This is a genomic window from Dorea sp. MB18-49 (assembly GCF_023669465.1).
Lineage (GTDB): Bacteria > Bacillota > Clostridia > Lachnospirales > Lachnospiraceae > Dorea_A > Dorea_A longicatena.
The window spans coordinates 1-24,352 of the sequence record NZ_JAMOYX010000001.1; the positions used below are offsets into that span (position 1 = coordinate 1).

Genomic DNA, 24,352 nt, shown 5'->3' on the forward strand with positions numbered 1-24,352 from the left:
ACGGATGTGAAAATCCTAATGGCAATATGTCATACCAACTACTTCCCTTATTATAATAAAATAAGTGTAGATGTTAGAGTTAATTCCTCTCTAACAACTACACTTTTATGGTACTAAATGGCAAAAGCAGCGGCAGATAAGGGATTAAAAGGCCTTGCGATTACGGAACATGCACCGGAGATGCCAGGGACCTGTCATTTATACTATTTTCAGAATTTAAAGATTGTTCCGAGAAAGAGATTTGGAATTGAACTTTTATTAGGAACCGAACTGAATATTATGAATGCGGAGGGTAAAGTGGATCTTTCTGAAGATGTACTTAAGACACTTGATATCGCAATTGCAAGTATTCATATTCCATGTTTCAGAGATGAAAGAACTGTAGAGAATGTGACTGCCGCATATGAGAATGTTATGGAAAATCCATATGTTGACATCATTGGACATCCGGATGACGGAAGATTTCCTGTAGATATGAAACGTCTGGTAAGTAAAGCAAAAAAGACAGGAACGTTACTGGAAGTAAATAATTCGTCACTGCGTCCGGATGGCTTTAGAGAGAATACGAAAGAGAATTGTCTGAGAATGGTAAAGGAGTGTAAAGAACAGGGAGTAATGATCGTACTCGGAAGTGATTCTCATGTGGATGCAGATATTGCAGAATATCCATACGCGGAAGAAATCTTGAAGAAAGCAAATTTTCCGGAGGAACTGATTGCCAATCTTTCACTGGAAAAATTGAAAGCTTGTATAAAATATGGCAAAAAGCTATAGATTTTATGAATTTAGTGTGTTAAAATGTAACAGTAATGAATCTGCTACAAAAGGAGATAATGCTATGAGTAAGAAAATCAGAACAGAGGCAGTTGACTATCTGTTTCAGGGAATTTTAAGCCTCGAAGATAAAGAGGAGTGTTATACATTTTTTGAAGATATCTGTACGATTAATGAATTACTTTCATTATCACAGCGATTTGAAGTTGCAAAGATGTTAAGAGAACACAAAACCTATCTTGAGATTGCAGAGAAGACAGGTGCTTCTACAGCAACGATCAGTCGTGTGAATCGTTCCTTGAATTATGGAAATGACGGATATGATATGGTCTTTGAAAGAATTGGACTTGGGGAAGCCAAAGAAGAAAAAGCAGAATAAGACGTGAAAAAAAGAAATAGGACCTTGTGCCCTATTTCTTTTTTTTCGTGTCTTTATTTGAATTTTTCTTTTCGGAATGAAGCAGATCGGGGAAATTATCCAATAATTTTTCGACAATCTGTTTTTTTACGTAAATATCAAAACTCAGATTACAGATGAATGCAAATAACTGAAGAGAATCTCTGTCATCTTCCGGGACCTCGACAAAGCATTTTTTTGAAGTATTATAGGAACGGATGATTTCTTTTTCGAATTCCGGAATCCGTGATTTTTCCAGTTCACATACTTCTTTATAAATAGAAGTGATATCAAAATCTTTGTCGGTATCGAAGTATTTATCTGTAATAGGTGTTAACATGGTTTCAATATCTTTAATAGAAAGAAAATTCTTAAAATAATAGATAAAGATCATTACCAGTAAATGTTCTTTGGAATACTTTTTCTTCACCGGTGGTGGAAGAAGATTATTCTTGGCGTAATTATTGATCATTGTCTTGGTAAGAATCTTATCATCTTCGTGGCGTTTACTGGATGCCAGTTCTTTTTCCATAAAGGTAGTAACCTGATCCATGTACAAATCTATATTCGGAATGTCATCCGGCCTCACGTAATCAATTCGTGAGATGCTTGATAAAATGCTGTTCAGCATATCTTTTGTGTCTATTGTCATTCTTATCACCTCAATGTAATTATTATATAGTTTTGAAAACTAGATAGCAAGCATTTTTTTGAATACAGAAAGGGAAAAATGTTGAAAAAATTTTCTGAAATTTGTGGAAAGTGTTGACATTCTTAAGTATGATGATAAAATATGTTTGAAAGCAAACAATTTGATAACGAACAATTCGAAAGCAAACATTTTTTGACAAATAGAGAAAGGATGGTAATGTGAAAGAAGAAGACAGAAAGATTGGCCCGGAAATTCATTGTACGGATCTGAAACTGTCAAGAAATCTGTCAGCACATGTCAGAAAATCCGGAGTGGATGAAGTGACGATGATGCATGGCTGGATCATACGGTATCTGTATGAGAACCGGGAGCAGGATATTTTTCAGAAGGATATTGAACAAAGATTTGCAGTAGGGAGATCTACGGTTACGAATCTGATCCAATTAATGGAAAAGAAGGGATTCGTAAAAAGAGAATCGGTAAAACAGGATGCCAGGTTAAAAAAAGTAATCCTGACAGAAAAAGGGATTGCAAGCCAGGAATCTTTTGAAGATATTGTGGAGCATATCGAAGAAGAGCTTTCCGAAGGAATATCAGAAGAAGAACTTCATATTTTTTATAAGGTATTAGACCGGATCAATCAGAATGTGAAGAAATATGAAGTCAGGTAATCCGGAAAATCGGAGTTATAAATGTAACTATAAAACAATAAATGAAACAGAAAGGGCGTAAATGGAATGATTAAGACATTAGCAAAACAGATCAAAGAATTCAAAGCAGCATCCATTGCAACTCCGCTCTTTATGATCCTTGAGGTATTGATGGAGATGATCATCCCGTTTCTGATGGCATCGATCATCGATAAAGGTGTCAATGCCGGGGACATCCAGCATATTTACAAGGTCGGCGGGATCATGGTCGTTGCAGCGGCCATCGGATTATTCGCCGGAATGATGGGCGGAAGATACGGTGCAAAAGCATCGGCAGGATTTGCAAGAAACTTACGAGAGGCGATGTTTAACAATATTCAGACATTTTCATTTGCGAATATTGATAAATTCAGCACGGCGGGACTTGTAACCAGAATGACAACAGATGTAACCAATATACAGAATGCATACCAGATGATTCTGCGTATGTTCACCAGAGCACCGGCAAGTATGATCTGTGCGATGGTCATGGCATTTACGATCAATGCAAGACTTGCATGCATCTATCTTGTAGCGGTTATTATTCTTGGAATATTGTTATTCCTGATCATGAGCCATGCGACAAAATATTTCCAGCAGGCATTTCCAAAGTACGATGACCTGAATGAGTCTGTACAGGAAAATGTATCTGCGATCCGTGTCGTAAAGGCATATGTAAGAGAGGAACAGGAGACATCCAAGTTAAGAAGAGCAAGTGAGAATATCTATAACATTTTTGTAAAAGCAGAGACAAACCTGGTATTCAATGCCCCGATGATGCAGACAGCGGTATACACGTGTATCCTGTTAGTGAGCTGGTTCGGAGCAAAGATGATCGCAAGTAATTCCCTGACGACAGGAGAACTGATGAGTCTTCTTACATATTGTATGAATATCCTGATGAGCCTGATGATGCTTTCCATGGTATTCATTATGATCACAATGAGTATGGCAAGTGCGAAACGTATCTCCGAAGTGTTAAATGAGACGAGTGATCTTAAGAATCCGGAACATCCGTTCATGAAAGTGGAAGACGGAAGTATTGAATTCCGTCATGTGGACTTTGCGTATAAAAAGGACAGTGACGAACCGGTACTGGAAGATATTGATCTGAAGATCCGTTCCGGTGAGACAATCGGAATCATCGGAGGAACAGGAAGTGCCAAGACGAGTCTGGTTAACCTGATCAGCCGTCTTTACGATGTGACGAAAGGCGAAGTACTGGTTGGTGGCAAAAATGTCAAAGACTATGATATAGAAGTGCTTCGTAATCAGGTATCAGTAGTCTTACAGAATAACGTGCTGTTCTCTGGAACAATCCTTGATAATCTCCGTTGGGGAGACAAGGAGGCAACTCTGGAAGAATGCAGACACGCGTGTGAACTTGCATGTGCGGATGAGTTCATCGACCGTTTCCCGAAAGGATATGAGACCTATATCGAGCAGGGCGGAAGCAACGTATCCGGAGGTCAGAAACAGAGACTTTGTATCGCAAGAGCATTACTTAAGAAGCCCAAAGTACTGATCCTGGATGACAGTACCAGTGCGGTAGATACCGCAACGGATGCGAAGATCCGGAGAGCATTCCGTGAAGAGATTCCGGATACGACGAAACTGATCATTGCACAGAGAATCTCCAGTGTACAGGATGCGGACCGTATCATCGTTATGGAAGACGGTAAGGTCAATGGATTCGGTACACATGAAGAATTACTGGAACAGAATGATATCTACCGTGAAGTCTATGAATCACAGACCAGTGGTGGCGATTTTGACGAGAAGGAGGGGGAATAAGATGCCGGGACCGGGAAGACAGCCGAGAGGAATGAAATCACAGGTAAAAAATCCGGGTGAATTATTCCTCCGCCTTATGAAATATGTATTGAAAGACTATAAATTCCACTGCATCAGTGTCGTAGTACTGATCGTTGTCAGCGTACTTTGTAATGTGCAGGGAACGATGTTCATGAAGAACCTGATCGACGAATATATTACACCATTTTTATTATCGGATAATCCGAACTTTACACCGCTTGCACATGCGATCGCCAAAGTGGCAGCATTTTATGCGCTGGGTGTACTTGCAACGTTCGGTTATAACCGTCTGATGGTAAATGTGACACAGGGAACACTCCGTAACTTAAGAAATGATCTGTTTTCACATATGGAAAAGCTGCCGATCAAATACTTTGATACCCATGCACATGGTGACATCATGTCGGTATATACGAATGATATCGATACATTGAGACAGATGATCAGCCAGAGTATGCCACAGCTCTTAAACAGTGGGATTACGATCGTCAGTGTATTTATCAGTATGTTGATCTTAAGCATCCCGCTTACTGTCGTAACGATGGTCATGGTCGGAATCATGGTATTCTGTTCGAAGAAATCTGCAGGACAGAGCGGGGCATATTTTGCAAAACAGCAGAAAGACCTGGGAACTGTGAACGGTTACATCGAAGAGATGATGAACGGGCAGAAGGTCGTAAAGGTGTTCTGTCATGAAGAAGAGAATATGCAGAATTTCAAGAAACTGAATGATGAGTTATATATCAGCGCAGACAGAGCGAATACATTTGCCAACTTCTTAGGACCGATCAATGCACAGATTGGAAATATCAGTTATGTAATCTGTGCGATCGTCGGAGGTGTGCTGGCACTTGGAAAAGTCGGAGGATTTACGCTTGGAGGACTGGCGAGTTTCCTGACATTTAATAAGAGCTTCAGTATGCCGATCAATCAGATCAGTATGCAGATGAATGCAATCGTTATGGCAATGGCCGGGGCTGATCGTATCTTCCGTCTGATGGATGAAAAAGAAGAGCTGGATGAAGGCTATGTAACACTGGTCAATGCGAAAGAAGAAGACGGAAAGCTCACAGAGTGTGAAGAAAGAACCGAGCGCTGGGCATGGAAACATACACATCAGAATGATGGCAGTGTGGATTATGTGGAAGTCAAAGGTGAAGTTGTATTCAATGGCGTGGATTTCGGCTATAATGATGAGAAAATTGTATTGCATGGTATCAAATTGTATGCGAAACCGGGACAGAAGATTGCTTTCGTCGGCTCGACCGGTGCAGGTAAGACGACGATTACCAATCTGATCAACCGTTTCTACGATATTCAGGACGGTAAGATCCGCTATGATGGAATTAATATTAATAAGATCAAGAAAGCAGATCTCAGGCGTTCACTTGGAATCGTTCTGCAGGATACACATTTATTCACCGGAACGGTGCGTGACAATATCCGCTTTGGCAAACTGGATGCGACCGATGAAGAGATCGTGGCAGCAGCAAAGCTTGCCAATGCCGACAGCTTTATCCGCCGGCTTCCGGATGGTTATGATACGATGCTGACCGGAGACGGAGCGAACTTAAGCCAGGGACAGCGCCAGCTTCTTGCCATTGCGAGAGCAGCCATCGCCGATCCGCCGGTACTGATCCTCGATGAAGCGACCAGTTCCATCGACACCAGAACAGAACGGATCGTACAGGATGGTATGGATAAGCTGATGCACGGAAGAACAACATTTGTCATTGCCCACCGATTATCAACGGTCCGCAATTCCGACTGCATTATGGTACTGGAGCAGGGAAGAATCATAGAGCGAGGTACACATGATGAGCTGATCGAAGAGAAAGGCAGATATTATCAGCTGTATACGGGAAATGCGATCAGCGCATAAGAACATAAAAAAATAAAGAAAAATAAAAGAGCTTCCTTTGGGAAAATAAGAAAAATCTTATGATCCGGAAGGAAGCTTTTTATCGCCATGCGTTCATAAAGAGCTGCCAGGGGCAGGTTTTCTGTAGTGTCATGTATTCGTAAGGATTTAAAATGTGCCTTGCAGAACACACCTAAAATCACTATAATGGAAACAGACATTCGAAAAGAGGTAGAATGCATATGAGATCAATCATGTTATGTTATAATCTGAAAGGCACGAAAAAAGGCAGAAAGATCGGGATGTTGGGAAGCTTTCTTGGATTTCGTGTAAAATATGTAGAAAAAGAAGAGTATTCTAAAACAATCGGAGTACTGACCGGACTGAAAGAAGAAGTGGCGGAAGAAGCATCTGTGGAAGAAACTTCCGGGACAGACAATGCAAAAAATGAAGAAATGACAGATTTTGAAGAAGAGATGATTGTCATGCTGCTGGCAGACAATCAGACACTGGATAAGTTATTATTCCAGATGAGAAAAGAAAAAGTACAGATTCCGCTAAAGGCAATCGTTACTGCAAAGAACCAGAACTGGACATCAACGGCTCTTTATAAAGAAGTAAAAAGAGAACATGAATCCATGACGAAAGCAGAACAGGCCGGAAAGAAAAAAGAAGAATAGAAAACCGGAAAGAAAGGAAACTATAAGATTGAGTATATACGATACATTAAATGAACAACAAAGAGAAGCCGTATTCCATACCGAAGGACCACTTCTGATCCTTGCTGGTGCGGGATCCGGGAAGACCAGAGTGCTGACGCACAGGATTGCTTATCTGATCGAAGAGCAGCAGGTGAATCCATGGAATATCCTGGCGATCACATTTACGAATAAGGCAGCAGGAGAGATGAGGGAACGTGTCGATAAATTAGTCGGCTACGGTTCCGAAAGCATCTGGGTAAGTACCTTCCATTCCATGTGTGTGCGTATCTTAAGACGCCATATTGATCTGCTTGGATACGATACCAACTTCACGATTTACGACAGTGATGATCAGAAGACACTGATGCGTGAAGTCTGCAAGCTTCTGCAGGTTGATACGAAGATGTTCCGGGAAAGAGCACTGCTGTCAGAGATTTCCAAAGCAAAGGATGAACTGGTGACACCGCAGGAATACAGAATGCGTGCAGAAGGGGATTACAGCCGGAAAAAAATTGCAGAAGTATATGAAGAATATGAAAAACAGCTCCGTTCAAATAATGCGTTAGATTTTGACGATCTGTTGTTTAAGACGGTGCAGCTTTTCCAGACGCAGAAAGATGTACTGGAATATTATCAGGAGCGTTTCCGTTATATCATGGTAGACGAGTATCAGGATACGAATACAGTACAGTTCGAACTAATCCATCTGCTGGCATCCAAGTACCGTAACCTGTGCGTGGTTGGCGACGATGACCAGTCCATTTATAAATTCCGCGGTGCGAACATTAAGAACATCCTGGATTTTGAACATGTATTTGATGATACCAAGGTGATCAAACTGGAACAGAATTACCGTTCTACCGGCAATATCCTGAATGCTGCCAATGCCGTGATCCGGAACAATCATGGAAGAAAAGAAAAAACTCTCTGGACAGAGAACGAAGATGGAAATATGATCCAGTTCCGCCAGTTCGATTCTGCTTATGAAGAAGCAGAATATGTAGCCGGGGACATCAGACGTCATGTCAATAAAGAACTTTGCAGTTACAAAGATAATGCAGTACTTTATCGTACCAATGCACAGTCCCGTATGTTCGAGGAACGTTTCGTCCGTGACAGTATTCCATATAAAGTCATCGGCGGCGTGAACTTCTATGCGAGACGTGAGATCAAAGATCTTCTTGCGTATCTTAAGACGATTGATAACGGAAGAGACGATCTGGCTGTCAGACGAATTGTAAATGTTCCAAAACGCGGTATCGGACTGACAAGTATCAACCGTGTGCAGGAATATGCATCATCCAGAGAATGCAGTTTCTATGACGCACTCCGGGCTGTAGATCTGATCCCGAACATCGGAAGAGGACAGGCAAAACTGGAATCATTTGTTGCGATGATTGAGCATTTCAAAAATGATGTACAGGATATGAGTGTATCCGAACTGATGGAAGAAGTCATCAAAGAAACTGGCTATATCGATGCGCTGATCCATGAATGTGAAAGTGAAGAAGCAACATCAAGAATCGAAAACATAGACGAGCTCCGTAACAAGATTGCAGCTTACGAAGAAAACTGTGAGACACAGAATGAGGCATCGACACTCAGCGGTTTCCTTGAAGATGTAGCGTTGGTGGCAGATATCGACAGTCTGGACGAAAGTACGGATTATGTAGTACTGATGACACTGCACAGTGCGAAAGGTCTGGAATTCCCACATGTATATCTGGCAGGGATGGAAGATGGTCTGTTCCCAAGCTACATGACGATCACAGCCGACGATCCGGCAGAACTGGAAGAAGAAAGACGTCTCTGCTATGTGGGAATCACAAGAGCTGAGAAAGATCTGACTCTGACCTGCGCAAGAAAACGTATGGTGCATGGCGAGACGCAGTATAAGAAAATGTCCCGTTTCTTAAAAGAGATTCCGTTAGAACTTCTGGAAACAGGACCGTCCACAAAGAAAGAGAAGAAAGAAGAAAGCGAACCGGTAAGAGTGAAGACTTCTTTCATGCAGGCAAAAGAAGCTTTCAAGACCAAAGCATTTACCGCACCGAAGCCGGTACAGCAGTTCGGTACACCGAAGGGCGGAAAGCTTCCTTACGGAGTCGGGGACCGTGTGAAACATATCAAATTCGGAGAAGGAACCGTGACTGCGATCACGGAAGGCGGAAGAGATTATGAAGTCACCGTTGATTTTGACGGACCGGGAACGAAAAAGATGTTTGCAGCATTTGCCAGACTTCAGAAAGTGTAGAAATCAGATAAAATATTACATACAATTAGAAAAATGTGTATAGATTTCAGAATAAAAATCTAAAAAAAATAAGTAGTAATACATCATGTAAAGTGATATAATAAACGCAGAATTGATTTGCCAAAAGAGCAGAGGAAAGGACGTGGAAGCATGAGTAAAGTAGAAGATATTATTGCAGCATCCAAGCTTAGCGAACTGATGAATAAAAAAGAAGAGGACAAACACGGCAAGACCGTACTCTGGATCCTGGCATTAGTTGGAGCTGTAGCTGCAGTTGCAGGAATCGCTTATGCAGTATATTGTTTCTTCACCCCGGATTATCTGGAAGATTTCGAAGACGATTTCGATGATGATGATTTCGACGATGACTTTTTCGATGATGACGATCAGGTATAAGAACCGGGCGAATGAATAAGTGAAGAAAGAAGCAGGTTAGAAACCGATCTGATATAAGAAAGGCGACTGGCCTGCTTTTCTCTTGCGGTCTCGAGTGCAATCCAATACAATCCGAAGATATAAATCTATGAACATATAAAATAAAAGGCAAGGTTATATAGATATATAAATAAGTAACGGGAGGGAAAGAATGGAAGAACAGTGTTATGCACTGCTGATCGATGCGGATAATGTATCAGCAAAATACATCAAACCAATATTGACAGAGTTGTCAAAATACGGGATTATTACATACAAAAGAATATATGGAGACTGGACCAGCACGCAGCATTCGAGTTGGAAGGATGAACTTTTAACGAATTCAATCACGCCGATCCAGCAGTTTAGCTATACACAGGGGAAGAACTCAACTGATTCGGCTATGATCATTGACGCAATGGATATTTTGTATACCAATGATGTCGACGGTTTCTGTATCGTATCCAGTGACAGCGATTTTACAAGGCTGGTAAGCAGATTAAGAGAAAGTGGAAAGATGGTCATCGGTATGGGAGAGAATAAGACGCCGGAGCCATTTCGAAAAGCGTGTGATAAATTTACAATCTTAGAAAATCTGATGAGTGAACAGAATCCTGGAACCACAAAGAATGAGACATCACATGACAAACGTAGCAAGGAGAAGATTGAAGATGCGATCATCAAGATGATCATTGAAAACCAGGATATTAACAAGCCGACTGGACTGGGCGAAGTTGGAAGCCGATTGGTAAGTCTGTATCCGGATTTTGATGTACGTAGTTACGGATATAATATGTTGTCCAAATTCCTAGAAGAATTTACAAGGATACAGATGGTAAAGCATGGCAACATTGTGTCTGTTACTTTAAGAGAAGATCAGGATCTGAAGGAAAATATTGACAGCTATGTTGTGCAGATCGTAAAAAAAGCCGGAAAAGCAGGAGTAGAACTCAGTACACTTGGTAATAAAATGTATGAGAAATACAAAGATTTTAAAATTCGCGATTATGGATATTCCCAGTTTAACCAGTATGTGAAGAGTCTGAAACATGTACGGGTAGAGCAGGAAGGAACGATACTGAAGGCCGTGTATAAAGGATAATATGGAAGCTTTTATAGAATACCGGAACAGTAGATGATTTGAAATAAGAGAATAGAAAAAGAGTTACAGCAGAAAGGATATATATGAAAAAAGGACAGGTATACGAAGGAATTATAGAATCCGTGGAATTTCCAAATAAAGGGCGCATATACGTGCCGGAAGAAGACAGATGGGTAGTCGTAAAGAACGGCGTGCCGGGACAGAAAGTAAGATTTTCTGTGAATAAGATCCGGAAAGGAAAGGCAGAGGGACGCCTTTTAGAAGTGGTGGAACCGTCAGCAAGCGAGATCCCGTCAGCCTGTCCACATTTCGGTCAGTGCGGAGGGTGTACGTACCAGAATCTTCCATATGAGGAGCAGCTTGCGATGAAAAATGAGCAGGTGAAAAAGATGATGGATGAAGCGGTAAATGGTGAATATATCTGGGAAGGCATCAAACCAAGTCCGGTCAGATCCGAATACCGTAACAAGATGGAATTCTCATTCGGAGATGAATACAAAGACGGACCGCTGGCACTTGGCATGCACAAAAGAGGAAGTTTTCATGATATTGTTAATGTAACGGATTGTCAGATTGTAGATGAAGATTACAGGAAAATTCTTGCATGTACACTGGAATGTGCCAGAGAATCAGGCCTTCCATATTATCACCGCATGCGTCATGTCGGATATTTCCGCCACCTGCTGGTAAGAAAAGCAGTAAAGACAGGAGAAATCCTGGTGGATCTGGTCACAGCATCCGATACGGCAGAACTCGGAGTTGACCCAGCAGAGGCAATGAAAAAAATCCAGACATTTAAGGATGCATGGCTGGAAAAGATGACAGCAATGAACTTTGATGGAACATTGGTCGGAATCCTGCATACAAAGAACGACAGCCTTGCAGATGTCGTAAAAGACGAAGGAACAGAAGTCCTGTTCGGACAGGATTATTTCTACGAGGAATTACTTGGATTAAAATTCAAGATCACACCATTCTCATTCTTCCAGACTAATTCGCTGGGAGCGGAAGTCTTGTATGAGACAGCCAGAGAATACATCGGAGATACGAATGAAAAAGTTGTCTTCGATCTGTACAGTGGAACAGGAACGATCGCACAGATCCTCGCACCGGTTGCGAAGAAAGTGGTTGGTGTGGAGATTGTAGAAGAAGCGGTAGAGGCAGCAAAAGAAAATGCGAAGTTAAATAATCTGGACAATTGTACATTCTGGGCAGGCGATGTATTGAAAGTCATTGATGAACTGGGCGAAGTTCCGGATCTGATCATGCTCGATCCACCGAGAGACGGCGTGAATCCGAAGGCACTTATGAAGATCCTGAATTTCGGCGTGGAACGTCTGGTATATATTGCATGCAAACCGACCAGTCTGGCACGGGATCTGGAGATGATACAGGGACGTGGATATAAAGTGGAGAAGATCAGCGGGGTGGATTTGTTCCCGGGAACTTATCATGTGGAGACGGTAGTTCTTTTGTCCCACAAAAAAGCCGACAGTTATATCCACATTGATGTGGAGTTTGGAGAGGGCGAGGGCAAGATTCCGGTAGATAGTATTGCTAAAAGAGCCGAAGCGTACAAGCCCAAAGAAAAAGTGACCTACAAAATGATTAAGGAGTACATAGAAGCGAAATACGGCTTCAAGGTACATACCGCATATATCGCAGAGGTAAAGCGAAATTTGGGATTGCCGATGTATGATGCTCCTAATGCGGTAGAAGAATTGAAACAGCCGAGGAAACATCCGACACCAGAAAAGGTAGAAGCAATCAAAGATGCACTTCGTTATTTTGCAGTGATATAAAACTTTACTTACAATCGAATATTTCTTACATAGCCGTTTATTCATTTATTTGAGTAAGCGGCTTTTTTCATCCCTATTTTTCGGAATAGGGATATTTTTTGTAGAAGGAGGAGGTTTATTTGAACACGCAAATCATCGCCATCGCCAACCAGAAAGGCGGCGTTGGCAAAACAACAACCTGTGCGAACTTGGGAATAGGTCTGGCACAGGCCGGAAAGAAAGTGCTTCTGATCGACGGGGACCCACAAGGAAGTCTGACAATCAGCTTGGGAAATCCGCAACCGGACAAGCTGCCATTTACACTGTCGGATGCAATGGGCAAAATTCTGATGGATCAGCCTATACGCCCCGGAGAAGGTATTCTGCATCATGCAGAAGGCGTTGACCTGATGCCTGCGGATATTCAGCTTTCCGGTATGGAGGTTTCTCTGGTAAACGCCATGAGCCGTGAAACGGTTTTACGGCAATATCTGGACACACTGAAGGGACAATATTCCCATATCCTGATTGACTGTCAGCCCTCGTTGGGGATGCTTACGGTCAATGCGCTGGCGGCTGCGAACAGGATCATAATTCCCGTTCAGGCAGAGTATCTGCCCGCCAAAGGACTGGAACAGCTTTTATCTACGGTCAGCAAGGTAAAACGGCAGATCAATCCAAAGCTCCAGATTGACGGTATACTGCTGACGATGGTGGATAACCGCACCAACTTTGCCAAAGAGATTGCTGCTTTGCTGCGGGACACCTATGGAAGTAAAATCAAAGTCTTTGGAACGGAGATTCCACACTCTGTCCGTGCAAAGGAAATTAGCGCAGAGGGAAAAAGCATTTTCGTCCATGACCCTGGCGGTAAGGTGGCAGAGGGGTATCGAAATCTGACGAAGGAGGTGTTGAAACTTGAAAAGCAGCGCGAAAAAAGTAGAACTGGCATCGGTAGATGATCTGTTTTCTACGGAGGAGAGCCGTGCCGATGCTCAGAGAGAAAAAGTAGTAGAAATCCCGCTGTCGGAACTGCATCCGTTCAAAGGGCATCCATTCAAAGTCAAGGATGACGAAGCCATGATGGAGACCGCAGACAGTATCAAGCAGTATGGCGTTCTGGTTCCGGCGATTGCTCGACCGGACCCGGAGGGCGGTTATGAGCTGGTAGCCGGACACAGGCGGCACAGAGCCAGTGAGCTGGCAGAAAAGGAGACCATGCCGGTCATTGTTCGGGATTTGGATGATGATGCCGCCACGATCATTATGGTTGACAGCAACCTGCAACGAGAAAGTCTGCTCCCCAGTGAAAGAGCATTTGCCTACAAGATGAAGCTGGATGCCATGAAACATCAGGGAGAGCGAGTTGATTTAACTTCGTCCCAAGTTGGGACGAAGTTGAGAGCCGATGAAATATTGGCTCAGCAGGCTGGTTCAAGCAGAAATCAAGTTCAGCGCTATATCCGTCTGACAGAGCTGATTCCTGAATTGATGGATATGGTGGATGAAAAGAAGATTGCCCTGAACCCTGCCTATGAGCTGTCCTTTCTCAAAAAGGAGGAACAGGTAGACCTGCTGGATGCCATGGACAGCGAACAGGCTACCCCTTCTCTTTCTCAAGCTCAGCGGCTCAAAAAATACAGTCAGGAGGGGCATCTGACCCTCGATATGATGCGTGTCATCATGGGTGAGGAAAAGAAAAGCGATCTGGACCGAGTGACATTTACCTCTGACACCTTGCGAAAGTATTTCCCTAAAAGCTATACGCCCCAGCGGATGCAGGAAACCATCATCAAGCTGCTGGAGGCATGGCAGAAAAAGCGTCAGAGAGATCAGGAACGATGAAAGGAGCCGCCTATGAGGGATATTTCAGCCCGTGAGCTGAAAGGACACAACATTCTCGCCGTAGAGAGGTTTTGGGATAACACCCGCTGGATGATTGAGTTTTCCGTCCTGCGTCCCAGCACAGCTTACGGCAGCCCCGGAGAGGAAATGCGGCTGTTTTTGACCGAGGACGGGTATCAGGCTGCCCTGCAAAGCCAGCAGCGCCGGGAGATTAAGATCAAGCGTCACGCTCGTGTGATTGAGGGACATATCCTCGATTTCAAACCGGGAAAACGCCGCCGCTCATAAACCCATACAACGAAAGGAAAGGAATGACTATGTGTACGGTAAAGGAAATTCAAGAAGCAATCCGGGAAGATTGCAAATCTCAGCATGACATGGATTCAACGGATATTGACCGAGTGATGCAAACACTTCCTTTCGCCCAGGAGGAGCCATTTACAGAGGCGCGTCCTCGAAAGCCGCTGTTTTGGTTCTATGCAAGAAAATTTGAAAAGTGTTGAACACCGCAATTCTTTGGAATGAGGATTGCGGTTTTTTTGTACCCAAAATTCGGAAGGAGTGAGGTCGATGGCCGTTTTTCGTATTGAACGGACCCGTGATTATACCGTGATGAGCAATCATCATTTACGAAATGCAAACCTGTCGTTAAAAGCCAAGGGGCTGCTTTCCATGATGCTGTCTTTGCCAGAAGACTGGAATTACACCACCCGTGGTCTTGCAAAGATCTGTAAGGAGGGCGTGGATGCCATAGGCGCTGCGTTGCGGGAATTGGAGGCTGCCGGTTACATTGTGCGGCACAAGCTGCGTGACCGGCAGGGACGCATCAGCGATACAGAGTATGTCATATACGAGCAGCCACAGCTTAGAAAACCGGATACGGATTCACCAGATACGGAAAACCCGTATATGGATAAACCGGATACGGAAAAGCCCGCAGAATTAAATATAGAGAAATCAAATACAGAAAAATCAATTACTTATGGATCAAGTACCGATTCCATTCCCTTCCGGGAAACAGCGGCGGCAAGACCGCCGGAACGGAAAGGAAGAGATGCGATGTCTGTCACAGAGATAGAAAATTATCGGGAATTGATTTTGGAGAATATCGAGTATGACTGTCTGAAGCAGCGTTATCCTCTCTACCTGGATGACCTGAATGAGATCGTAGAGCTGTTGGTAGAAACGGTCTGTGCCAGACGAAAGACCACCCGGATCTCTGGGGCAGACTTTCCTCACGAGATCGTGCGTTCCCGTTTTTTGAAACTGGACAGCTCCCACATCGAGTTTGTCATGGACTGTCTGCAAAAGAACACCACCCAGGTACGCAACATGAAGCAGTACCTGCTTGCGGTGCTGTTCAATGCGCCTACCACCATGAATAATCACTTCACTTCATTGGTCAACCACGATATGCACGCAGGCGGCTGGTAAAGGCCGCCTTTTATCATGCCAAAGGAGGCACGACATGAACCAGATGGAAATTTTCAAAAACCCGGAGTTTGGCAGTATCCGGGTCATCGAAGAAAACGGCAAATACCTGTTCTGCGGAACGGATGTGGCCGCTGCGCTGGGGTACAGCAATTCCCGCGATGCAATTATCCGCCATTGTAGGTATGTCGTGAAACGCGACGCACCTCACCCACAAAGCCCCGACCGCAAAATCAGTATGACTTTTATCCCCGAAGGAGATTTGTACCGCCTGATTGTTCACAGCAAATTGCCATCGGCAGAACAGTTTGAACAGTGGGTATTCGATGAGGTTCTGCCTACCATTCGCAAGCACGGGGCCTATCTCACAAGAGAGAAGCTTTGGGAGGTAGCTACTTCCCCGGAGGCTCTGATGAAGCTCTGCTCAGACTTGTTGGCTGAGCGTGAAGCAAATATTTCTCTGCGTAAGGAAAATGCACAGCTGGAGGGCAAAGCCGCTTTCTATGACCTGTTCATCGACTTAAAGTACAGCACCAATCTCAGGACAACCGCCAAAGAGTTGGATGTCCCGGAGCGCCGGTTTGTTCGGTTTCTGATAGAACGACGGTTTGTGTACCGCACAGCATCCGGCAATGTGCTGCCCTATGCCAATGTGAAAAATACGGGGCTGTTCTGTGTGAAAGACTACTGCAATCACGGGCATACCGGCTCCTACACGCTGGTTACGCCAAAGGGAAAGCTCTACTTTGCTCAGCTGCGGGAGATGATCTTGCTGGTCTCATAAGAACGGAAAGGAAGTGGGTTTTATGCAGGAAGGCAAAACAATCGGGCAGCTGATGGAGGAAATGCGCCAGAAAGCCGGGGCGCAGAACTATCACGGTCATGACTACATGGATCTCCAGCGATTTGCGGAGAACACCCGGCACATGATTATTTTTGATGTACTGACGCATGACTCCCCGGTTGGCTGGAAAGGAGAACGCACCCGCCTGTTTTTGTCAGATATAGGCTATGAAAAAGCTCTGGACAGTCAGGCAAATGGGCAGATCAAGATTCTCAGCCATGCAAAGGTCAGAAATGGAGATTTGTTTTATGACCACAAAGAACAGATACGATAGGAGGAATCCGATATGAATGAGGAAAAGAAAGTACCCTTTAAGTGGGAATATGGGGAAGAAACCATATCGCTGCAACTTGGAATGTATGCGAATAATCAGCGGCTTTATATCGGCATGATTACCCATACAGAAGATGGAGCAGAGGCGTTTGCAGATATGACGGTGAACCTACCAGGATATTCCCTGGACCCCGGAGAGGCGTTTATTTCCGGTGACATCAGCAAGGATTTGCTGCGATTCATCAAAGAGAACAAATTGGGGAAGGTGCTTCCCTATCAGGTTCAGTCCGGTTATGGAAAATATTCTGCTGTTGCCTTTGATCTGGAGAAGCTGAAGGCATTTGACCCCAAAGGTGTGGCAGAGTTCCGGAAAGAGTGGAATCTGCCGGATAAGAAGCCGGTAAAGAAAAAGAGCCGCGGGATGGAGCGATGAAAAAATACCTCCTCCGGCGGCTGGTGGTCCCGCCTTAGAAAGAAATGCACCACCCCTGCACATTTTGTGGAAAGGAGGCGATGAAAATGCAGGAAGAAGTGGAAAATAGGACTTTAACACTGGTTGTTAGCGGAACAAAGTTCACTGGCAGGCTGCTCAAAGCCGCCATTAGCAAGTACATGGCCCACTGCAAGGAAAAGAAGCTGCAAAAGCAGAGAAGCCGTGACGCTCCTGTGACACCTCACGGCAAACAGACCGTTAAGCAGCTCATTGGTCAGAATCAGGGAATATCCAACATTGAGATCACAGACCCCTCTATCAAGGAGTTTGAGAAAATCGCCCGGAAATATGGTGTGGATTATGCGGTGAAGAAAGACCGCAGTAGCTCCCCACCCAAGTACCTGATCTTTTTCAAAGGCCGTGACGCCGATGCGCTGACTGCTGCATTTACCGAGTACACCAGCAAAAAGGTCAAGAAGGCCGAGAAAACGGAACGCCCGTCTGTGCTGGCAAAACTCAGTCAGTTCAAAGAGATGGTCAAAAATGCCGTGGTGGACCGCACCAAGCGAAAGGAGCTGGAACGATGAAAAAGCAGTTTGACATCAAAAAGCTCGTTTTGCTGAACCTGCCCTATCTCCTGATGGGGCTGTTTGCTACCAACTTCGGGGAGGCATGGCGACTGGCTCAGGGGGCAAATGCTTCGGAGAAATTCCTTTCCCTGTTTGCTGTCCTGCCTGGGGCGTTGCAAAGTTTCTGGCCCAGCCTGCACCCGTTGGATCTGCTGGCGGGGCTGTGCTGCGGTGCTGGCCTGCGTCTGGCGGTGTATCTCAAAAGTAAAAACGCCAAGAAGTACCGTCACGGCATGGAGTATGGCTCTGCCCGTTGGGGAATCCGTGAGGATATTGCTCCCTACATCGACCCGGTGTTCCAGAACAATGTCATTCTCACAAAAACCGAGAGCCTGACCATGAACAGCCGCCCCAAGGACCCAAAGACCGCCAGAAACAAAAATGTGCTGGTGATCGGCGGCTCCGGTTCCGGTAAGACCCGTTTCTGGCTCAAACCAAATCTGATGCAGATGCACAGCAGCTACGTCGTGACTGACCCGAAGGGAACCATTTTGGTGGAGTGCGGAAAAATGCTCCAAAGGGGTGCGCCCAAGCTGGGGAAGGACGGAAAGCCCATGAAGGATAAGCGCGGCAAGGTCATTTATGAGCCGTACCGAATCAAGGTCCTAAATACCATCAACTTCAAGAAGTCCATGCACTATAACCCTTTCGCCTATATCCATAGCGAAAAGGACATCTTGAAGCTGGTAACAACGCTGATTGCCAATACCAAAGGCGAAGGCAAGGCCGGAGACGATTTCTGGGTCAAGGCGGAAACATTGCTGTATTGCGCGTTGATTGGATATATCCACTATGAAGCTCCAGTGGAGGAGCAAAACTTCTCCACCCTCATCGAGTTCATCAACGCCATGGAAGTCCGGGAGGATGACGAGGAGTTCAAAAATCCCGTAGACCTGATGTTTGATGCACTGGAAGCCGAGAAGCCAAACCACTTTGCGGTGCGTCAGTATAAAAAATATAAGCTGGCCGCCGGTGTTGTATGCTCTAAAAGACTTCTTAATCAAGCGGTTGGGAAGTCTCTTAGAACACACAACCTAAAACCGAAGAAAGGAGCACAAGTTATGAGAAAAAACGAGAAAATCACAGCTCTGTACGAACGACTGAGCCGTGATGACTTCGGCAAAGATGATGACCAACAGCGTGAGAGCAATTCCATTTCCAATCAAAAAGCTATGTTGGAGGAGTTCGCCGCACGGCAGGGGTTTACGAACATTGTCCATTTCACGGACGATGGCATTAGTGGTACTTGCTTTGACCGTCCCGGATTTTTGGCAATGATGAAAGAAGTGGAAGCCGGGAATGTGGAGTACCTGTGTATCAAGGACATGAGCCGCATGGGTCGTGACTATCTGAAAGTCGGTCAGATTATGGAAATCCTGCGTCAGCGTGGCGTTCGCCTTATCGCCATCAATGACGGCGTAGACAGTGCCAGAGGGGACGATGATTTTACCCCTTTCCGCAACATTATGAACGAGTATTACGCCAGAGATACCAGCCGTAAAATCCGTTCCACTTTCCAGTCCAAAGGCAAGTCCGGCAAGCACCTTACAGGCACGGTCATTTACGGCTATCTCTGGAACGAAGCCAGAGACCAATGGTTGGTTGACCCCGAAGCCGCTGATGTGGTCAAGCGCATCTTTGCCATGACGATTGAGGGCTACGGTCCGTATCAGATCGCCAGCAAGCTGAAAGAAGAAAAAGTCCTCATTCCGTCCGCTTACCTTGCCCAGCACGGCGAGGGCGTGAACAAGAATAAGACTTTCAAAGATGTGTACGGCTGGGGTTCTTCCACCATCTGCAACCTTCTTGAAAAGCGTGAATATCTGGGACACACCATCAATTTCAAGACCCGAAAGCACTTCAAGGACAAGAAAAGCCATTATGTCCCGGAGGACGAATGGACAATTTTCGAGAATACCCATGAGCCTATCATTGACCAGCAGACCTTTGACCTTGTGCAGAAAATCCGTGGGAATGTCAGACGCTACCCGGACGGCTGGGGCGAAGCAGCTCCCCTCACAGGCTTGCTTTATTGTGCCGATTGCGGCGGCAAGATGTATGTCCACCGCACCAACAACGGCAAGCGCATTTCTCAATACACCTGCTCACAGTACACCAAAGTTCCTTGCGGAACGCTATGCAAGACCCAGCACCGTATCAATGAAGATGTGGTACTGTCCCTTGTTTCCGAAATGCTCAAAGCCATTGCCGAATATGCAAAGCTCGACCGAGCCGAGTTTGTCCGTGTGGTGCAGGAAGCGCAGTCCAGCCAGCAAACAACAGAAGTTAAGAAACAGCGCATACGCCTTGCTGCCGCTAAGCAGAGGATTTCCGAGCTGGAAGTCCTGCTCTGCAAAATCTATGAGGACAACATTTTAGGAAAGCTGTCCGACAGCAGATACGCCACTCTGGACGCTCAATACGCAAAGGAACAGTCCGAGCTTACCGCTGAAATCTCTGCTCTGGAAAAGGCAGTCAAGAGCTATGAAACGCACGAAAAGAACGCTGACCGTTTTATCGCTCTGATTGACAAATACGAGAACTTCGACAAGCTGACCATTGCCATGCTCAATGAGTTCATCGAGAAAATCCTTGTGCATGAGCGTGACCGTAAAGGCAGTATACAGACCACACAGGAGGTCGAGATTTACTTCAATTTCGTTGGGCGATTCGTTCCCCCGACGTTTGGAGAAGTGGAGCTGACCCCGGAGGAATTGGAGGAAATCCGCAAGCGTGAGGAACGCAAGGACAGGCTTCATCAGAACTACTTGAAACGGAAAGCCAGCGGAGCACAGAAGCGATACGAGGACAAAATCAAGGGGAGAAAAAAGGCGGAAATCGAAGCCAAGAAAGCCGCCATTCGTGCAGAGGACATTGCAAAGGGAGTGTTCGTTCCCGTCAGCAGTTTACCGCAGAGAGAGCCGATGAAAGGAGTACAAACAGCATGAATATCACTTACACACAGAACGGTGATTATCTTATCCCGAACATCATTATCCGCAAGACAAAGCCCCTCGGACACTACGGCAGACTCCGCAAGGCGTATCTGGAAATGCACCGCCCGATACTGTTCAATGAGCTGGTGCTATCCGATAGGCTCTTTGAGCATTGCGCCGAGATTGACGAAGCGGCACAAAACCGAATGGAGCTGATCGTGCCGCAACTGGCAAAGCAGTACGGCGTGACCGAGCAACTGAAAGCCGATAATCAAATGGAATGGGTGCGGCAGATGAACGCTTGCAAGGCACAGGCAGAGGAGATTGTGAAAGCGGAATTGATTTATGATTGAGCGAGGAAGTCCGGGCAGAAAACTGTCCGGACTTTTCTCATATATTCCAAAGTTGCGGTAGAATTGTTCACAAGTTTTATGGTATAATTTGAATACGAAAAGTGAGCAACAAATCATTATTTGAGGAACTGGGCGGCAAATACGAAAGGCAAGGGGATTATTTGATACCGTGCTTAACTGTACCCGCCGAAGAAGAACAGGCAATAGGCATCTGGGGGCAACGGCATTTAGATTATCTAAAACAGTACCGTAAAGTTACATACACCAATCTTCTTACAAGCGGCAGGCTAAACGCCTACCTTGCCGACATCAACAGACAGGCACAGGAACGCTTTGAAAGGCTCATAGAGGGTATGAAACAGGCACAGGGCATAACGGAACAGCTAAAGGCAGAAAACGCCTTAGAATGGACAGGATGCCTCAATAACATAAGGGCTTGTGCGAGGGAGATTGTGGAAAAGGAAATTATTTTTGCATAAACAGATGATTAGTGGCAGGGGGAAATCCTGCCGCTTTTTCTGCTTTAGTTTGTCAGCTTGACAAATAAAGGGTTAAGGAATATAATTAGATTCAGTATTATACAAGGAGTTAATAAATATGCGGCAAGGTATTCTTAAATAAACTGTCAATTTGATAGTGGGAACAAAAAGTAGCAGTCCCGTTTCACTTTTAATATGGGGCTTAGTTTTTTGTACCCAGTTTAAGAATACTTTTATCATGTAATTTTATATGCCCGAAAACATATAAGTGTTTTGGGGCTATTGGAGTTATTTACCCAGTGATAGGAGTATTTATCACTGGGTATTTTTATGCCCTTTTTTGGGTGTTGATAGGAGGAAAATCACATGAAAATAATTAACTTAGGCATTCTGGCTCACGTTGACGCAGGAAAGACAACATTAACGGAAAGTTTATTGTATACCAGTGGTGCAATTGCAGAACTAGGGAGCGTAGATGAAGGCACAACAAGGACAGATACAATGAATTTGGAGCGTCAAAGGGGAATCACTATCCAGACAGCAGTGACATCTTTTCAGTGGGAGGATGTAAAAGTCAACATTATAGATACGCCAGGCCATATGGATTTTTTGGCGGAAGTATACCGTTCTTTATCCGTATTAGACGGAGCAGTATTATTAGTTTCTGCAAAGGATGGCATACAGGCACAGACCCGTATACTGTTTCATGCACTACAGATAATGAAGATTCCGACAATTTTTTTCATCAATAAAATTGACCAAGAGGGGATTGATTTGCCAATGGTATATCGGGAAATGAAAGCAAAGCTTTCTTCGGAAATTATAGTGAAGCAAAAGGTTGGGCAGCATCCCCATATAAATGTAACGGACAATGACGATATGGAACAGTGGGATGCGGTAATTATGGGAAACGATGAACTATTAGAGAAATATATGTCAGGGAAACCGTTTAAAATGTCAGAACTGGAACAGGAAGAAAACAGGAGATTCCAAAACGGAACGTTATTTCCCGTTTATCACGGAAGCGCTAAAAACAATCTGGGGATTCGGCAGCTTATAGAAGTAATTGCCAGTAAATTTTATTCATCAACGCCTGAAGGTCAATCTGAACTATGCGGGCAGGTTTTTAAGATTGAATATTCAGAGAAAAGGCGGCGTTTTGTTTATGTGCGTATATATAGCGGAACATTGCATTTGAGGGATGTTATTAGAATATCTGAAAAAGAGAAAATAAAAATCACAGAGATGTGTGTTCCGACAAACGGTGAATTATATTCATCCGATACAGCCTGCTCTGGTGATATTGTAATTTTACCAAATGATGTTTTGCAGCTAAACAGTATTTTGGGGAACGAAATACTGTTGCCGCAGAGAAAATTTATTGAAAATCCTCTCCCTATGCTCCAAACAACGATTGCAGTAAAGAAATCTGAACAGCGGGAAATATTGCTTGGGGCACTTACAGAAATTTCAGATGGCGACCCTCTTTTAAAATATTATGTGGATACTACAACGCATGAGATTATACTTTCTTTTTTGGGGAATGTGCAGATGGAAGTCATTTGTGCCATCCTTGAGGAAAAATATCATGTGGAGGCAGAAATAAAAGAGCCTACTGTTATATATATGGAAAGACCGCTTAGAAAAGCAGAATATACCATCCACATAGAAGTCCCGCCAAATCCTTTCTGGGCTTCTGTCGGGTTGTCCATAGAGCCGCTCCCTATTGGAAGCGGAGTGCAGTATGAAAGCAGAGTTTCACTTGGATATTTAAATCAATCGTTCCAAAATGCGGTTATGGAGGGGGTTCTTTATGGCTGCGAGCAGGGGCTGTATGGATGGAAAGTGACAGACTGTAAAATCTGTTTTGAATATGGATTGTATTATAGTCCTGTAAGTACCCCCGCAGACTTTCGGCTGCTTTCCCCTATCGTATTGGAGCAGGCTTTAAAAAAAGCAGGGACAGAACTATTAGAGCCATATCTCCACTTTGAAATTTATGCACCGCAGGAATATCTCTCACGGGCGTATCATGATGCTCCAAGGTATTGTGCAGATATTGTAAGTACTCAGATAAAGAATGACGAGGTCATTCTGAAAGGAGAAATCCCTGCTAGATGTATTCAAGAATACAGGAACGATTTAACTTATTTCACAAATGGGCAGGGAGTCTGCTTGACAGAGTTAAAAGGATACCAGCCAGCTATTGGTAAATTTATTTGCCAACCCCGCCGCCCGAATAGCCGTATAGATAAGGTTCGGCATATGTTCCACAAGTTAGCTTAACAGCTTGCAAAAGTCATATAAAATGAGATTTGAAAGGATTAGAGACTAATTATGATGAAATGCGAATGGATATTGTGTCCTGTTTGTGGGAGCAAAACCCGTAATAAAATTAGGAAGGACACTGTTTTGGAGAATTATCCCCTTTATTGTCCAAAATGCAGACAAGAAAGATTGATTAAAGTTGACAACTTGAAGATAACTGTCATCAAAGAGCCAGACGCTTAAGACGCAGAGCCGATGAAATTGTGGAACAATTCACGAATCATCGGCTCTTTTTGTTTCGTATTTGAAAGAACAAACTCACCAAATAAAAAAAACGATATTCGGGTGGGTTATTTTGTTATACCCTAAATTACCCTCTGAATTTGTTTTTAAATTTGGAGGGATTTTTTTATGTCCTTTT

General features: G+C 44.3%; 25 protein-coding genes. 24 read left to right on the forward strand and 1 reads right to left on the reverse strand.

The window, feature by feature from the left end; translation table 11 throughout:
* Nucleotides 1-117: 117 nt before the first annotated feature.
* The gene (locus tag NCY30_RS00005) at nucleotides 118-774 is read left to right on the forward strand and encodes a phosphatase (RefSeq protein ID WP_250818344.1); all 657 of its coding nucleotides are present in this window, start codon (nucleotides 118-120) and stop codon (nucleotides 772-774) included.
* Nucleotides 775-838: 64 nt separating this feature from the next.
* Nucleotides 839-1,153 carry a YerC/YecD family TrpR-related protein gene (locus NCY30_RS00010; RefSeq protein WP_022415376.1) on the forward strand — a complete coding sequence of 105 codons (315 nt, stop codon included), beginning with the start codon at nucleotides 839-841 and terminating at the stop codon, nucleotides 1,151-1,153.
* A gap of 31 nt (nucleotides 1,154-1,184) precedes the next feature.
* Here NCY30_RS00010 and NCY30_RS00015 read toward each other — a convergent pair whose 3' ends face one another.
* Nucleotides 1,185-1,823, reverse strand: a complete 639-nt coding sequence (locus NCY30_RS00015) for a DUF1836 domain-containing protein (protein WP_055180155.1) — start codon at nucleotides 1,821-1,823, stop codon at nucleotides 1,185-1,187.
* Between the two features lie 218 nt (nucleotides 1,824-2,041).
* On the opposite strand from NCY30_RS00015, the gene NCY30_RS00020 reads away from it, so the two are divergent.
* The 22 genes from NCY30_RS00020 (at nucleotide 2,042) to NCY30_RS00125 (ending at nucleotide 24,174) form a co-directional block, all read left to right on the forward strand.
* Nucleotides 2,042-2,494 (forward strand): MarR family winged helix-turn-helix transcriptional regulator, encoded by a 453-nt coding sequence (locus tag NCY30_RS00020; RefSeq protein ID WP_022415378.1) that lies wholly within the window; start codon nucleotides 2,042-2,044, stop codon nucleotides 2,492-2,494.
* A gap of 66 nt (nucleotides 2,495-2,560) precedes the next feature.
* Entirely contained in the window at nucleotides 2,561-4,306 is a 1,746-nt protein-coding gene (locus NCY30_RS00025) for an ABC transporter ATP-binding protein (RefSeq protein ID WP_250818345.1), read from the forward strand.
* Between the two features lies 1 nt (nucleotide 4,307).
* Nucleotides 4,308-6,209 (forward strand): ABC transporter ATP-binding protein, encoded by a 1,902-nt coding sequence (locus NCY30_RS00030; protein WP_006428901.1) that lies wholly within the window; start codon nucleotides 4,308-4,310, stop codon nucleotides 6,207-6,209.
* 221 nt (nucleotides 6,210-6,430) lie between these two features.
* Nucleotides 6,431-6,868: a DUF3783 domain-containing protein gene (locus tag NCY30_RS00035; protein ID WP_044920765.1), complete on the forward strand. Its 438-nt coding sequence runs from the start codon at nucleotides 6,431-6,433 to the stop codon at nucleotides 6,866-6,868.
* A gap of 28 nt (nucleotides 6,869-6,896) precedes the next feature.
* A complete protein-coding gene (gene pcrA / locus NCY30_RS00040; protein WP_044920762.1) occupies nucleotides 6,897-9,143 on the forward strand; it encodes a DNA helicase PcrA in 2,247 nt (748 codons plus the stop codon).
* 150 nt (nucleotides 9,144-9,293) lie between these two features.
* On the forward strand, nucleotides 9,294-9,539 hold the full coding sequence (locus tag NCY30_RS00045; protein ID WP_006428898.1) for a hypothetical protein: 246 nt from the start codon (nucleotides 9,294-9,296) through the stop codon (nucleotides 9,537-9,539).
* A gap of 190 nt (nucleotides 9,540-9,729) precedes the next feature.
* A complete protein-coding gene (locus NCY30_RS00050) occupies nucleotides 9,730-10,659 on the forward strand; it encodes an NYN domain-containing protein (protein WP_006428897.1) in 930 nt (309 codons plus the stop codon).
* Between the two features lie 83 nt (nucleotides 10,660-10,742).
* The gene (rlmD, locus tag NCY30_RS00055; protein ID WP_250818346.1) at nucleotides 10,743-12,461 is read left to right on the forward strand and encodes a 23S rRNA (uracil(1939)-C(5))-methyltransferase RlmD; all 1,719 of its coding nucleotides are present in this window, start codon (nucleotides 10,743-10,745) and stop codon (nucleotides 12,459-12,461) included.
* Nucleotides 12,462-12,580: 119 nt separating this feature from the next.
* Nucleotides 12,581-13,402, forward strand: a complete 822-nt coding sequence (locus NCY30_RS00060; protein WP_055228680.1) for a ParA family protein — start codon at nucleotides 12,581-12,583, stop codon at nucleotides 13,400-13,402.
* Complete coding sequence (locus NCY30_RS00065; RefSeq protein WP_055290218.1) at nucleotides 13,359-14,285, forward strand: ParB/RepB/Spo0J family partition protein; 927 nt, start codon at nucleotides 13,359-13,361, stop codon at nucleotides 14,283-14,285. Before NCY30_RS00060 ends, NCY30_RS00065 begins: the two co-directional genes overlap by 44 nt.
* Before the next feature lie 12 nt (nucleotides 14,286-14,297).
* Complete coding sequence (locus NCY30_RS00070) at nucleotides 14,298-14,573, forward strand: DUF5720 family protein (RefSeq protein ID WP_250818347.1); 276 nt, start codon at nucleotides 14,298-14,300, stop codon at nucleotides 14,571-14,573.
* A gap of 23 nt (nucleotides 14,574-14,596) precedes the next feature.
* Nucleotides 14,597-14,788, forward strand: coding sequence for a hypothetical protein (locus NCY30_RS00075; protein ID WP_005335946.1), 192 nt, complete (start codon nucleotides 14,597-14,599; stop codon nucleotides 14,786-14,788).
* 67 nt (nucleotides 14,789-14,855) lie between these two features.
* Nucleotides 14,856-15,719 carry a DUF6017 domain-containing protein gene (locus NCY30_RS00080; RefSeq protein WP_055194503.1) on the forward strand — a complete coding sequence of 288 codons (864 nt, stop codon included), beginning with the start codon at nucleotides 14,856-14,858 and terminating at the stop codon, nucleotides 15,717-15,719.
* A 34-nt stretch (nucleotides 15,720-15,753) separates the two neighbouring features.
* Nucleotides 15,754-16,500, forward strand: a complete 747-nt coding sequence (locus NCY30_RS00085; protein WP_250818348.1) for a BRO family protein — start codon at nucleotides 15,754-15,756, stop codon at nucleotides 16,498-16,500.
* A gap of 22 nt (nucleotides 16,501-16,522) precedes the next feature.
* Nucleotides 16,523-16,834 carry a DUF5720 family protein gene (locus NCY30_RS00090; protein ID WP_025487374.1) on the forward strand — a complete coding sequence of 104 codons (312 nt, stop codon included), beginning with the start codon at nucleotides 16,523-16,525 and terminating at the stop codon, nucleotides 16,832-16,834.
* A 12-nt stretch (nucleotides 16,835-16,846) separates the two neighbouring features.
* The gene (locus NCY30_RS00095; protein WP_055658165.1) at nucleotides 16,847-17,266 is read left to right on the forward strand and encodes a DUF4313 domain-containing protein; all 420 of its coding nucleotides are present in this window, start codon (nucleotides 16,847-16,849) and stop codon (nucleotides 17,264-17,266) included.
* Nucleotides 17,267-17,352: 86 nt separating this feature from the next.
* Nucleotides 17,353-17,853 (forward strand): PcfB family protein, encoded by a 501-nt coding sequence (locus tag NCY30_RS00100; RefSeq protein WP_002570687.1) that lies wholly within the window; start codon nucleotides 17,353-17,355, stop codon nucleotides 17,851-17,853.
* The gene (locus tag NCY30_RS00105) at nucleotides 17,850-20,843 is read left to right on the forward strand and encodes a DUF4368 domain-containing protein (RefSeq protein WP_250818349.1); all 2,994 of its coding nucleotides are present in this window, start codon (nucleotides 17,850-17,852) and stop codon (nucleotides 20,841-20,843) included. The genes NCY30_RS00100 and NCY30_RS00105 overlap by 4 nt, the downstream gene beginning before the upstream one ends.
* Nucleotides 20,840-21,184: a TnpV protein gene (locus NCY30_RS00110; protein WP_055182593.1), complete on the forward strand. Its 345-nt coding sequence runs from the start codon at nucleotides 20,840-20,842 to the stop codon at nucleotides 21,182-21,184. The genes NCY30_RS00105 and NCY30_RS00110 overlap by 4 nt, the downstream gene beginning before the upstream one ends.
* A gap of 101 nt (nucleotides 21,185-21,285) precedes the next feature.
* On the forward strand, nucleotides 21,286-21,663 hold the full coding sequence (locus tag NCY30_RS00115; protein ID WP_055182591.1) for a TnpV protein: 378 nt from the start codon (nucleotides 21,286-21,288) through the stop codon (nucleotides 21,661-21,663).
* A gap of 366 nt (nucleotides 21,664-22,029) precedes the next feature.
* Nucleotides 22,030-23,949 (forward strand): tetracycline resistance ribosomal protection protein Tet(O), encoded by a 1,920-nt coding sequence (tet(O), locus tag NCY30_RS00120; protein ID WP_000691758.1) that lies wholly within the window; start codon nucleotides 22,030-22,032, stop codon nucleotides 23,947-23,949.
* Nucleotides 23,950-24,003: 54 nt separating this feature from the next.
* Nucleotides 24,004-24,174: a cysteine-rich KTR domain-containing protein gene (locus NCY30_RS00125; RefSeq protein ID WP_004614788.1), complete on the forward strand. Its 171-nt coding sequence runs from the start codon at nucleotides 24,004-24,006 to the stop codon at nucleotides 24,172-24,174.
* Nucleotides 24,175-24,352 lie beyond the last annotated feature (178 nt).